This is a genomic window from Mesorhizobium sp. M1403 (assembly GCF_040317695.1).
Classification (GTDB): domain Bacteria; phylum Pseudomonadota; class Alphaproteobacteria; order Rhizobiales; family Rhizobiaceae; genus Mesorhizobium.
On record NZ_JAMYKY010000003.1, the window covers coordinates 283,182 to 296,606 of the forward strand.

Genomic DNA, 13,425 nt, shown 5'->3' on the forward strand with positions numbered 1-13,425 from the left:
CTTGCGCAAGGGGGTTGGATGAAATCTTACCGCAACAGCGAACCGGCGCCGCCGATCATGCAGGGTTCGCCGCCGCAGATGGTTCCGCCGAAGCTCGACTGGGACCGGCCGCCATGGAACCGATGGGCGTTCCAGCATATCCGCGAAATTCTGCCGACCGTCGAAGTCTGGCGCGGCAACGGCCATCGCCACAGGCTGGACCGGGCCGAGGTCGATTTCGATGCGCTGCCGGTGAGCGACAGCAAGGGTAAGGCGACGACGCTGGCCGGGCTGCTCGACGAGACCTACACCGACGGGTTCCTCGTGCTCAAGGACGGCAAGGTCGCCTATGAGCGCTACTTCAACGGCATGACCGAGCGCACGCTGCATCTGTCGCAGTCGATGGCGAAGTCGGTCACCGCATCGGTGTTCGGCATACTGGTCGGACGCGGGCTGATCGATCCGGCTTTGCCGGTGACGACCTATCTGCCGGAGCTGGAGGCGACCGGCTGGGCAGGCGCCAGTGTGCAGCATGCGCTCGACATGACGAGCGGGGTGAGCTTTTCCGAGGAATACACCGATCCCTATTCGGACATCGGCCAGGTCGATGTCGCCACCGGCTGGAAGCCGGTGCCGCCGGACAGCGATCCGGCCTTCCGCTGGCCGTCGCACATGTTCGAGCTGATCCTGGGGCTTAAGGAAAAGAGCCGACCGCACGGCGCTGCCTTCGAATACCGCTCGATCGAGACCGACGTGCTTGCCTTCATCATGGAACGGGTGAGCGGCAAGCGCCTGGCGCAGCTGGTCTCGGAAGAGCTCTGGCAAAAGCTCGGCGCGGATGAAAGTGCCTGCTTCACCGTTGACAGCGCCGGTTATGCAGTTGCCGACGGCGGCTTCAACGCCACGCTGCGCGACTATGGCCGCTTCGGCCAGCTGATCCTCGACAATGGCGGCGGCGTCGTGCCGGCCGACTGGATCGACGCGACGCGCAATGGCAGGCATGGACCGGACTTCAGTCCCAGCCTGCCGGAAGGCAGCTACCGCAACCAGTTCTGGATCGAGGACCCGCGCTCGCGGGCACTGATGTGCCGGGGCGTGTTCGGGCAGCTGATCCATATCGACTGGAACATGAAAATGGTCGTGGTGAAGCTTTCGAGCTATCCGGATTTTACCAACGTCGCCTATTCGGTGGCGACTTTGAAAGCCGTACACGCCATCGCCGCGGCGCTCGCCCAGAACCCAAAGACCGAAGGAAGCGCCATGACCGGCAAGACCGCGTTCGAAACGAGATATGGCTTTGCCCGAAACCAGGTGCTGCTCGGCAATTGGCGAGAAAGCCGGTTCAGCCGGTGGTCGTTCCAGAATGCCGGCGAGCTGGTGCCGAGCGCTGCCGTGGCGGCAAAGCCGGGCAGCAGCGAGGCGCCGGCGCAGGATTTCGGCAAGCTACTTGGTGAAAAGGTCGCTCTTGCAGGCGGCGCGGAGACTGTCGCAGCTTTTCTCAAGCGCTCCGATACCGACGCGCTGACGATCATGAAAGGCGGCAAATTCGTCGGCGACTGGTTCGCACCGCATATGGAGTTCGGGGCGCGCCACATCGTCTTTTCGATCAGCAAGTCGCTGACCGCGATTGTTGCCGGGATATTGGCAGGCGAGGGGATTTTCGATCCGCAGGCTCCGGTAAGCCGCTATCTGCCCGAAGCTGCCGGCTCGGCCTATGGCGATGCGAGTGTGCGGCACGTGCTCGACATGGGTGTCAGCCTCGACTTCGAAGAGGCCTATCTCGATCCGGAAAGCGCCTTCGCCCGCTATCGCCGCGCCATGCTGTGGAATCCAGGCGGGGGCACCGAGAGCCTGGCCACTTTCCTCATGACGCTGCAGGGCCTGGCCGAGCCGCATGGCCGGACGTTCCGCTACCGTTCGCCCAATTCCGACCTGCTCGGCATCCTGCTCGAACGTGCGTCGGGCCGGCGCTTCGCCGATCTGATGCGCGAGAAATTATGGGAGCCGCTCGGCGCTGTCAGCGAAGCTTCGGTAACCGTGGACATGGAAGGCACGGCGCGTACGGCCGGCGGCATTTCGGTGACGCCGCGCGACCTCGCCCGGGTCGGCGAGATGATGCGGCAAGGCGGCATGGCCAATGGCTGCCGTATCGTGCCGGAGAGCTGGGTGCGCGACACGACCGAAACTGGCGGTGACGCCGAGGCTTGGCAACGCGGCACGATGGCGTTCCTGTTTCCGCGTGGCCGCTATCGCAACAAATGGTACCAGACGGGCGCGGCAAGCGGCGCCTTCTGCGGCATCGGCATCCACGGCCAGTGGCTTTACGTCAATCCGAAGGCCGAAATGGTAATCGCAAAGATGTCGTCGCAGCCGGTACCGGTCGACGATCCGCTCGATTTGGATATGATTTCTTTCTTCGAGGCGCTGAGCCGGATGGTCTGATCCGATCCAGACAGCCCGACCTTTCCTGTGGACCTCTCGCCGGGTTGAAAATGGCGCGGTTGGCGCATCGGTGCTCTGCGCCTATGGTCGCGTCTCTTTTCGACGAACAGCAGGATCGACATGGCATCCGACATCAAGCGCATCGCAACCATCATAGCCGCCGAGATCGGCGCGCGGCCCGAACAGGCCGCGGCGGCGATCGGCTTGCTCGACGACGGCGCGACCGTGCCGTTCGTTGCCCGCTACCGCAAGGAGGTCACCGGCGGCCTCGACGACACGCAACTGCGCGACCTCGCCGAGCGGCTCGCCTACCTGCGCGAGCTCGACGCGCGCCGCGACACCATCCTTGGCTCGATTCGCGACCAGGGCAAGCTGACCGAGGAGCTTGAAGCGAAAATCGCCGCTGCCGTCACCAAGGCGGAACTCGAAGACATCTACCTGCCTTACAAGCCGAAGCGCCGGACCAAGGCCGAGATCGCACGCGAGCGTGGGCTGGGCCCGCTGGCGGAAGCTATTCTCGCCAACCGTACGGCCGTACCGGCCGAGCTGGCGCTGGCCTATATCAGCGAAGACGTCGTCGATACCAAGGCGGCGCTCGAGGGAGCGCGCGATATCCTGTCCGAACAGTTCGCCGAGAATGCCGAACTGGTCGGCAAGTTGCGGACCTATATGAAGGAACGCGCCTTCCTGCGCTCGCGCGTCGTCGACGGCAAGCAGGAGGCCGGCGCGAAATTCTCCGACTATTTCGACCATGTCGAGCGCTGGGCCAACGTGCCGAGCCATCGCGCGCTGGCCATGCTGCGCGGCCGCAACGAGGAGGTGCTGTCGCTCGACATCGAGGTCGATGCCGACGATGTGTCACCGGTGAAACCGGTCGAGCGGATGATCGCCGACGCCTACGCCATCGGCCGCCAGTTGCCAGGCGACCGCTGGCTGATGGAGGTCGCCGGCTGGACCTGGCGCATAAAGCTGTCGCTGCACCTGACGCTCGATCTGATGCGGGACTTGCGCGAGCGGGCCGAGGAGGAAGCAATCCATGTCTTCGCCCGCAATCTCAAGGATTTGCTGCTTGCCGCGCCCGCCGGCTCACGGCCGACGATGGGCCTCGATCCGGGCATCCGCACCGGGGTCAAAGTGGCGGTGGTGGACGGCACCGGCAAGGTTCTGGCGACGACGACGGTCTATCCGTTCCCGCCGAAGAACGATGTCCGCGGCACGCAGGCCGAACTGGCGAAGCTCATCCGGCTGCACAAGGTCGAGCTGATTTCGATCGGCAACGGCACTGGCAGCCGCGAGACCGAAAGGCTGGTGGCCGACATGCTGGCTGATATGCCGGCCGGGTCCGGGCCGAAGCCGCTCAAGGTGATCGTCAGCGAGGCCGGCGCCTCGGTCTATTCGGCGTCGGCAACGGCGGCGGCGGAATTTCCCGGCCTCGACGTGTCGCTGCGCGGGGCGGTGTCGATCGCGCGGCGCCTGCAGGATCCGCTCGCCGAACTGGTCAAGATCGAGCCGAAGTCGATAGGCGTCGGCCAGTACCAGCACGATGTCGACCAGTACCGCCTCGGCCGCTCGCTTGAGGCGGTGGTCGAGGATGCGGTCAATGCCGTCGGGGTCGATCTCAACACGGCGTCGGCGCCGCTTCTGGCGCGGGTTTCGGGTCTCGGCGCATCGCTGGCCGAAGCGATCGTTGCGCATCGCGATGCGACCGGCCCGTTCGCCAGCCGCCGCGAACTGTTGAAGGTGTCCCGCCTTGGACCCCGCGCGTTCGAGCAATGCGCCGGCTTCCTGCGCATTGCGAACGGCACCGAACCGCTCGATGCCTCGGCGGTGCATCCGGAAGCCTACGGCGTGGCCAAGAAGATCGTTGCGGCCTGCGGGCGCGACGTTCGCTCGCTGATGGGCGACAGCGCCGCACTCAAGGCACTCGATCCGCGCGTCTTCGTCGACGAGCGCTTCGGCCTGCCGACGGTGCGCGATATCCTGTCGGAGCTGGAAAAGCCCGGCCGCGATCCGCGCCCCGGCTTCAAGACCGCGACCTTTGCCGACGGCATCGACGACATCAAGGATCTGAAGCCCGGCATGCAGCTTGAAGGCACCGTCACCAATGTCGCGGCCTTCGGCGCCTTTGTCGATATCGGCGTGCACCAGGACGGATTGGTGCACGTCTCGCAACTGGCCGACCGTTTCATCAAGGACGCGCACGAGGTGGTCAAGGCCGGCGACGTGGTCAAGGTGCGCGTCGTCGACGTCGATATCAAGCGCAAGCGCATCGGCCTGTCGATGCGCAAGGACGGCGACGGTGGCGCACCGAAGCCGCGCGACAATGGCAACAGGCCGGTGCCGCGCGCGCCCACGCCCCAACGCCAGCCGGAGCGGCCGGCGCAGCAGGGCGCGTTCGGCGCCGCTTTGGCCGATGCGTTGAAGCGCAAGTAATTCGCGAGCAGGGCTACGCCAGGTCAGAAGGCGGCGCTCGACATTGATGATCCATCACCAATGCTCATGGATCGGCGAAGCTATTTCGGTTGATTTTTTGGGGACGGAAGCCGATAAGCCGCGCGTTTCAAGATTTCTGTTTGATGCATGTCGTTATCCCCAAGCTGCCGAACACCCTCGGGTCAGGCCCGTGGGCAAGCTTTGGGCGACATGCATGAGTTTGGGAGACCGAGAGCCATGGCCGCCGATAAGAATGCATTCGTCTGGGACGATCCTTTCCTGATCGAGGACCAGCTTTCGGAAGACGAGCGCATGGTGCGTGATGGCGCCGCGGCGTTTGCCGCCGACAAGCTCGCTCCGAAGATCGAGGAAGCCTATCTCGAGGAGAAGACCGACGCCGGGATCTTTCGCGAAATGGGCGAGGCCGGTCTGCTCGGCATCACCATCCCCGAGGAATATGGCGGGCTCGGCGCCAACTACGTCACCTACGGGCTGGTGGCGCGGGAAGTGGAGCGGATCGACTCGGGCTATCGCTCGATGATGAGCGTGCAGTCGTCGCTGGTGATGTATCCGATCCACGCCTATGGCTCGGAAGAGCAGCGCAAGAAATACCTGCCGAAGCTGGCGTCAGGCGAATGGATCGGCTGTTTCGGCCTGACCGAACCTGATGCCGGTTCCGACCCGGGCGGCATGAAGACGCGGGCCGAAAAGACTGCGAGCGGCTACAGGATCTCCGGCTCGAAAATGTGGATTTCCAACGCGCCGATCGCCGACGTGTTCGTCGTCTGGGCAAAATCGGCCGCGCATGACAACGAGATTCGCGGCTTTGTCCTGGAAAAGGGCATGAACGGGCTGTCGGCGCCGAAGATCGGCGGCAAGCTGTCGCTGCGAGCGTCGATCACCGGCGAAGTGGTGATGGAAGGCGTCGAAGTCGGCGAGGACGCGCTGCTGCCCAATGTCTCGGGCTTGAAGGGGCCGTTCGGCTGCCTCAACCGCGCGCGCTACGGCATCTCCTGGGGCGCCATGGGCGCGGCGGAGGATTGCTGGCACCGCGCCCGCCAGTATGGCCTCGACCGCAAGCAGTTCGGCAAGCCGCTGGCCGGCACGCAGCTTTTCCAGAAGAAGCTCGCCGACATGCAGACCGAGATCGCGCTCGGCCTGCAGGGCAGCCTGCGCGTCGGGCGGCTGATGGATGAAGGCAAGATGGCGCCGGAGATGATCTCACTCGTCAAGCGCAACAATTGCGGCAAGGCGCTCGACATCGCCCGCCAGGCCCGCGACATGCATGGCGGCAATGGCATCCAGATCGGCTACCACGTCATGCGCCACGCCCAGAACCTGGAAACGGTCAACACCTATGAGGGCACGCATGATGTGCATGCGCTGATCCTCGGACGGGCGCAGACCGGGTTGCAGGCGTTCTTTTAGCATTGGCAGATGTCCTCCGCTTCCAGGACGCCACTGCTTCGCATCTTCCCTCGCAAACCGGCAGATCGGCAATTTTCGCCGACGGTGCCACATTTTGTTCTTGCTTTGTGCCGGCAGCTATGCTACTAGTTTGGCTATGGTGCTAATTGGCACCGACGACCCGCCCACCGAGGCGGGTTTTCTTTTCAGCTCTTTTCGACCAAGCGTCGCGCGGGTTGCCGATCATCGATATCGGCGGGACAGTGCCCGGTGCTGACCCACCGGCCTTCGGCTCTGCAGCGTTGCAACGTCTGCCGCCACGCTGCGGAATCCCAGGGTCGGCGCTCCGTTTGTGAGGCTGTGAAGGCTGCTTAATTTAGGTGCAGCGCAACATCTCTGCTTGGAGAATGGTCGGCATTCGTGTCAGGGTTCAGCGAACTCCTTTTGAAACGCCGACTTCAGGGGCACCATGGCAATTCTGGCAGCCGTCTATCACCTGACCCACTACAAATACGACCGGCCGGTCGTATTGGGCCCGCAAGTCATAAGGTTGCAGCCTGCGCCGCATTCCCGCACCAAAGTGCTCAGCCATTCGCTGAAGGTCGGGCCGGCAAACCACTTCGTCAATCTGCAGCAGGACCCCTACGGCAATTTCCTTGCCCGCTTCGTCTTCCCCGAGCCGGTAACGGAATTGAAGATCGAGGTCGATCTCGTTGCCGACATGACGGTCTACAATCCGTTCGATTTCTTCGTCGAACCGTCGGCCGAGACGTTTCCGTTCGAATACCCGGAAGAGATCAGGGACGATCTGACCATCTACCGGACGCCAGAACCGGCAGGGCCACTGTTGCAGGCGTTCCTCAAAACCATCGACCGCAGTGCGACCAATACCGTCAATTTTGTCGTCGACCTCAATGCGCGGCTGCAGCGCGAGATCGCCTATATCGTGCGCATGGAAACCGGCGTCTTCTCGCCCGAGGAAACGCTGGCCGCCGGCAAGGGATCCTGCCGCGATTCGAGCTGGCTCCTGGTGCAGATACTGAGGAACCTCGGCATCGCCGCGCGTTTCGTCTCCGGCTATCTGATCCAGCTCAAACCCGACCTCGTCGCGCTCGACGGACCGCCCGGTACGGCGACCGATTTCACTGACCTCCATGCCTGGTGCGAGGTGTATCTGCCGGGCGCCGGCTGGATCGGCTTCGACCCGACCTCCGGCCTGCTTACCGGCGAAAGCCATGTGCCGCTCGCGGCAACGCCGCATTTCCGCAATGCCGCGCCGATCTCCGGCATGGCGAGCTTCGCCAATGTCGAATTCGGCTTCGACATGCGGGTCGACCGCATCGCCGAACATCCGCGCATCACCAAGCCGTTCTCCGACGAGAGCTGGCAGGCGCTCGACGCGCTGGGCGTCGAGGTCGATGCAGCACTCCAGGCCGGCGACGTGCGGCTGACCATGGGCGGCGAGCCGACCTTCGTCTCAATCGACGATTTCGAGGCGGCCGAGTGGAACACCGCCGCCGTCGGGCCAACAAAACGCGAAAAGGCCGATGCGCTGATCCGCCGGCTGCGCGAACGCTTCGCGCCGGGCGGCTTCCTGCATTACGGACAGGGCAAATGGTACCCCGGCGAAAGCCTGCCGCGCTGGACGTTCTCGCTTTACTGGCGCACCGACGGCGAGCCGGTGTGGAGCGATCCGTCACTGATCGCACATGAAAAGAGCGAGGCGGATGTCGGACCGAAGCAGGCCGAGAGCCTGCTGACCGCGATTGCCGACGAACTCGGCATCGACAAGACGATGGTCAGCGAAGCCTATGAGGATCCGGCCGAATGGCTGCTCAAGGAAGGCAAGCTGCCGGACAATGTCGATCCCTCCAATTCGAAGCTGGAGGACCCGGAGGAGCGCAGCCGCATGGCGCGGGTGTTCGAACGCGGGCTGACCAAGCCGTCGGGCTACGTGCTGCCCGTCCAGCGCTGGAACAGCCAGGCTTCCGGACCGCGCTGGCGCTCGGAGAAGTGGAAGACGCGGCGCGGCAGGCTGTTCCTGGTGCCCGGCGATTCGCCGGTCGGCTACCGCCTGCCGCTCGGCACGCTGCCTTATGTGCCGCCGGCGCAGTTCCCCTATATCGTACCGGTCGATCCATCGCTGCCGCGCGGACCATTGCCGGCGCGTGAGGCGATCTTGCCCGGTGCTGCTTCTTCGCCCGCTCCGGCCGAACTGGAAGGCGCCGACGAAATGGCGCGACGCCAGCAGGCGGTCTCCTTCACGGCCGTTACCGGCCAGCAAGACCGCGTCGAACAGGAGATTACCGAGATCGGCGGCGCCGTGCGCACAGCGCTTTCGGTCGAGCCGCGCGACGGACGGCTTTGTGTGTTCATGCCGCCGGTCGAGGCGCTGGAGGATTATCTCGAACTGGTCGCGGCGGCGGAGAACGCGGCAAGGGCTATCGGCCTGCCGGTGCATATCGAGGGCTACGGCCCGCCGCACGATCCGCGCCTCAATGTCATCCGTGTCGCACCCGATCCCGGCGTCATCGAGGTCAATATCCACCCCGCCGCGAATTGGCAGGATTGCGTGGCGACGACCACGGCGATCTACGAAGAGGCGCGGCAGACGCGGCTTGGCGCCGACAAATTCATGATCGACGGCCGTCACACCGGCACCGGCGGCGGCAACCACGTCGTCGTCGGCGGTGCCACGCCCAATGACAGTCCGTTCCTGCGCCGCCCCGACCTGTTGAAGAGCCTGGTGCTGCAATGGCAGCGGCATCCGTCGCTATCCTATCTGTTCTCCGGCCTGTTCATCGGCCCGACCAGCCAGGCGCCGCGCTTCGACGAGGCACGACACGATTCGCTCTACGAACTCGAGATCGCGATGGCGCAGGTGCCACATCCGGACAAGGGCGCGGCACCCCTGCCGTGGCTGGTCGACCGGCTGTTCCGCAACCTCCTGACCGACGTGACGGGCAATACGCATCGCTCCGAAATCTGTATCGACAAGCTGTTTTCGCCGGACGGGCCGACCGGCCGGCTGGGGCTGGTCGAATTCCGCGGCTTCGAGATGCCGCCCAACGCGCGCATGAGCCTGGCGCAGCAATTGCTGGTGCGCGCCATCATCGCCCGGGCCTGGAAGAACCCGCTCGACGGCCGCTTCGTACGCTGGGGCACCTCGCTGCACGACCGTTTCATGCTGCCGCATTATGTCTGGGCGGATTTTCTCGATGTGCTGGACGACCTCAAGCTGAACGGCTTTGCGTTCCGTCCGGAATGGTTCGACGCCCAGCTCGAATTCCGCTTTCCGTTCTGCGGCGAGGTCCAGCATGCCGGCATCAAGCTGGAGCTCAGGCAAGCACTGGAGCCTTGGCATGTGATGGGCGAGCAAGGCGCGATCGGCGGCACGGTGCGCTTTGTCGATTCCTCCGTCGAACGGCTGCAGGTGAAGACCGAGGGGCTCAACCCGGAACGTCACGCCGTCGTCTGCAACGGCCGCCGGGTGCCGATGAAGGTGACCGACAACCGCGAGATCGCGGTGGCCGGCGTTCGCTTCAAGGCCTGGCAGCCGGCGTCGGGCCTGCATCCGGCGCTGCCGGTCAACACGCCGCTGGTCTTCGATATCTATGACCGCTGGTCGGGCCGAGCGGTTGGCGGTTGCGTCTACCATGTGGCACATCCCGGCGGGCGCAGCTACGACACGTTCCCGGTCAACGGCAATGAAGCGGAGGCGCGGCGGCTCGCCCGCTTCGAGCCGCGTGGCCATACTCCGTCCGGCTATGTGCTGCGCAACGAAGAAGCCTCTGAAGATTTCCCGATGACCCTTGACCTTCGGCGGCCGCAAAGACTCTGATCAGCCATGGCGAAGGGGAATCACAAAAAGCTGCGCAGCAAGCCGCAAACCCACAGTCTGCTGGAGCACTACCAGCCGATCGACGGCGTCGTCGACGAGATGGTCGATGCGTCGGGCAATCCGCGGCCGGCCTGGCGGCACTTCATCGAGGCGCTGGAGGACCTGGGGCCGGAAAGGCTTGCCCAGCGTTTTGCCCGCGCCGACCAGTACCTGCGCGATGCCGGCGTCTACTACCGCGTCTACGACAAGGCCGGCGCCAATGAGCGGGAATGGCCGCTGGCGCATGTGCCGCTGCTGATCGAGGAGGAGGAATGGGCTGCCATCAGCGCCGGCCTGGTCCAGCGCGCCGATCTGTTCGAGGAGACCATCGCCGACATTTACGGGCCGAACCGGCTGGTCGAGAAAGGCATTCTGCCGGCTGGATTGATCGCGGCCAGCCCGGAATATTTGCGGCCGGTCGTCGGCACCAGGCCTGCCAGCGGCCATTTCCTGCATTTCTGCGCCTTCGAGCTCGGTCGTGGCCCGGACGGCCGCTGGTGGGTGCTTGGCGACCGCACCCAAGCGCCGTCGGGCGCCGGCTTTGCGCTGGAAAACCGCGTCGCCACCACAAGGGCGCTGTCCGACATTTACGGCGAGATGCATGTGCACCGCTTGGCCGGTTTCTTCCGCCGTTTTCGCGATGCGCTGATCGGCATGGCCAAGCAAGCCGGCGGCCGTGTCGCCATCCTGACGCCGGGACCGCTGAACGAGACCTATTATGAACATGCCTATATCGCCCGCTATCTCGGCATCATGCTGCTCGAGGGCGAGGACCTGACTGTCTCCGGCGGCAGGCTGATGGTGCGCACAGTTTCGGGGCTGATGCCGGTCAGCGTCTTGTGGCGACGGCTCGACGCCGCCTTTGCCGATCCGCTCGAGTTGCGGTCGGACTCGCAGATCGGCACGCCGGGGCTGGTCGAAGCGGTCCGGCAAGGGGCGGTTTCGGCCGTCAATGCACTGGGTTCCGGCCTGATGGAGACGCGCGCTCTGCTCGCCTTCCTGCCGAAGATTTCGCGCGCCCTGCGCAATGAGGAACTGCTGCTGCCGACCGTCGCGACATGGTGGTGCGGGCAGGATACGGAGCGCGAACATGTGCTCGCCAATATCGATAGCATGGTGATCGGCCCGGCATTGTCGACGCGGCTTGCCTTCGAGGACGACGGCTCGACCAAGCTCGGGTCAGCGCTGTCGGCCGAGGAACGGGCCGAGCTCGTCGCCCGGATCGAACAAGACGGCGGCGACTTTGTCGGCCAGGAAGCGGTGACGCTGTCGACCACTCCTGTCTATGTCAGCGGCTGGCTGGAGCCGCGGCCGGCAAGCCTGCGCGTCTATCTGGCGCGGACGCCGGAAGGCTGGACCGTGATGCCGGGCGGTTTTGCCCGTGTCGGCTTCTCGCTCGACCCGACGGCCATCGCCATGCAGCGCGGCGGCCAGGCGGCGGATGTTTGGGTGGTCAGCGACAGGCCGGTGGAGCGTGAGACGCTGCTGCCGCAGGAGCATGACAGCTTCACCCGAACCTTGCCGGGCAGCCTGCCCAGCCGCGCGGCGGAAAACCTGACATGGCTCGGCCGCTATATCGAGCGATCGGAAGACACGGTGCGCATCCTGCGCGCCTACCACGTGCGGCTGGCCGAGACATCCGATCCCGAGATGCCGCTGCTCGCCGACATCAGGGACTATCTCGCGCCGTTCGGTATCGACGTCGAGACGGCAATCCCGTTGGGGCTCATCGGCACGCTGGACAGCGCCGTCTACAGCGCCGGGCAGATCCGCGACCGCTTCTCGCCCGATGGCTGGCTGGCATTGAAGGACCTGTCGAAGACCATCCATCAATTTGCCGTGACAGTGGCGCCGGGCGACGACGCGACAAGGGCAATGACGGTCATCCTGCGCAAGCTGGCCGGGTTTTCCGGCCTGCTGCACGAGAACATGTACCGCTTTGCCGGCTGGCGTTTCCTGGAAATCGGCCGCAGGCTCGAACGCGGCATCCAGATCGCCCGCACGCTCGCCCGACTGACCAGGGCCGAGGCGCCGGAAGGCGCGCTCGACATGATGCTGGAGATCGGCGACAGCGTCATGACCCACCGCCGGCAATATCCGGTGCAGGCGGGACGGCGTACCGTGGTCGACCTTCTGGCGCTCGATCCGCTCAACCCGCGCTCAATCCTGTTCCAGCTCGAACGGCTGAAGGCCGAAATCGCGCTGCTGCCCTCTGTCGGCGGTGAAGGCCATATGTCGCCGGCGGCCAAGGAAATCCTGCAGCTCAACACGTCGATCGCCATCAGGGAGCCCTCGGACATGACGGCCAAGGCCCTCAGCGATCTCGCCAATGAAATCGGCGGTCTCTACAACAGCCTCTCCAAAGCCTATTTCGGGTAGAGACGGCATGCTCTACGACATCAGGCTTCACCTGCGTTACGACTATGATGCGGCGGCCGGCGGCGGCCGCCATCAGGTGCGTGTGCTGCCGCCGACCATCCCTGGCGTGCAGCGCGTCATCGCCGCTTCACTGTCTTTTGTGCCGGCGCCCAGCGAACGCTCCGACTTTTCCGACTTTTTCGGCAACAGTGTCACCTCGATCGCCTTTCGTGACGCACATGATGCGCTCGACATCAGGATGAGCGCGCGTGTTTCAGTGTCGCGGCCGGAGCCCGGGCTCGACGTATCGCCCGACCTACGCCGGCTGAGGGAAGAACTCGGCGCGGTGCACTCGCTGGCGCCGGCTTCGCCGCATCACTTTCTGGCCGCCAGCGATCATGCCGGCATCGACCCGGCAATCACTGCCTATGCGAAAGGCAGTGCCAGCAGTTCGACGGTCGGCACGGCCATGGCTCTGTGCAACCGCATTCACCGCGATTTCACCTATGACGGCGAGGCGACCACGGTGCAGACGCGGGCCAGCGACGCCTTCGGCCTGAAGCGCGGCGTCTGCCAGGATTTTTCCCATATCATGATCGCCGGCCTGCGTGGCCTCGGCATTCCTGCAGGCTATGTCAGCGGATTCCTACGCACCATCCCGCCGCGTGGGAAGCCGCGGCTCGAAGGCGCCGACGCCATGCATGCCTGGGTCAAGGTGTGGTGCGGGCGCGATGCCGGCTGGCAGGAATTCGATCCGACCAACGGCATGCGCGCAAGCAACGATCATATCACGGTCGGCTATGGCCGCGACTACTCCGATGTGGCGCCGATCGTCGGCGTGCTGAAAACCACGGGCGGGCAGGTTGGCGAGCAGGCAGTCGACGTCATACCGGTCGTGCTCGAAAAGGCGTGACGGCACCTCCTCG

General features: G+C 64.9%; 6 protein-coding genes and 1 pseudogene. All 7 read left to right on the forward strand.

Features of this window, described 5'->3' with window-relative positions; all coding sequences use genetic code 11:
* Positions 1–18: 18 nt before the first annotated feature.
* Positions 19–1,212 (forward strand): annotated as a pseudogene (locus NKH01_RS09005) (serine hydrolase domain-containing protein); the annotation flags it as partial.
* A gap of 27 nt (positions 1,213–1,239) precedes the next feature.
* Positions 1,240–2,421 (forward strand): serine hydrolase domain-containing protein, encoded by a 1,182-nt coding sequence (locus NKH01_RS09010; protein WP_353020013.1) that lies wholly within the window; start codon positions 1,240–1,242, stop codon positions 2,419–2,421.
* Positions 2,422–2,541: 120 nt separating this feature from the next.
* The gene (locus tag NKH01_RS09015; RefSeq protein ID WP_353019974.1) at positions 2,542–4,854 is read left to right on the forward strand and encodes a Tex family protein; all 2,313 of its coding nucleotides are present in this window, start codon (positions 2,542–2,544) and stop codon (positions 4,852–4,854) included.
* Positions 4,855–5,091: 237 nt separating this feature from the next.
* Entirely contained in the window at positions 5,092–6,282 is a 1,191-nt protein-coding gene (locus tag NKH01_RS09020; protein ID WP_352454106.1) for an acyl-CoA dehydrogenase, read from the forward strand.
* Between the two features lie 448 nt (positions 6,283–6,730).
* Positions 6,731–10,102 (forward strand): transglutaminase family protein, encoded by a 3,372-nt coding sequence (locus NKH01_RS09025; protein WP_352481986.1) that lies wholly within the window; start codon positions 6,731–6,733, stop codon positions 10,100–10,102.
* A 6-nt stretch (positions 10,103–10,108) separates the two neighbouring features.
* Positions 10,109–12,520 (forward strand): circularly permuted type 2 ATP-grasp protein, encoded by a 2,412-nt coding sequence (locus tag NKH01_RS09030; protein ID WP_353019976.1) that lies wholly within the window; start codon positions 10,109–10,111, stop codon positions 12,518–12,520.
* Positions 12,521–12,527: 7 nt separating this feature from the next.
* On the forward strand, positions 12,528–13,412 hold the full coding sequence (locus NKH01_RS09035) for a transglutaminase family protein (protein ID WP_023720247.1): 885 nt from the start codon (positions 12,528–12,530) through the stop codon (positions 13,410–13,412).
* The last annotated feature ends 13 nt before the right edge of the window (positions 13,413–13,425 follow it).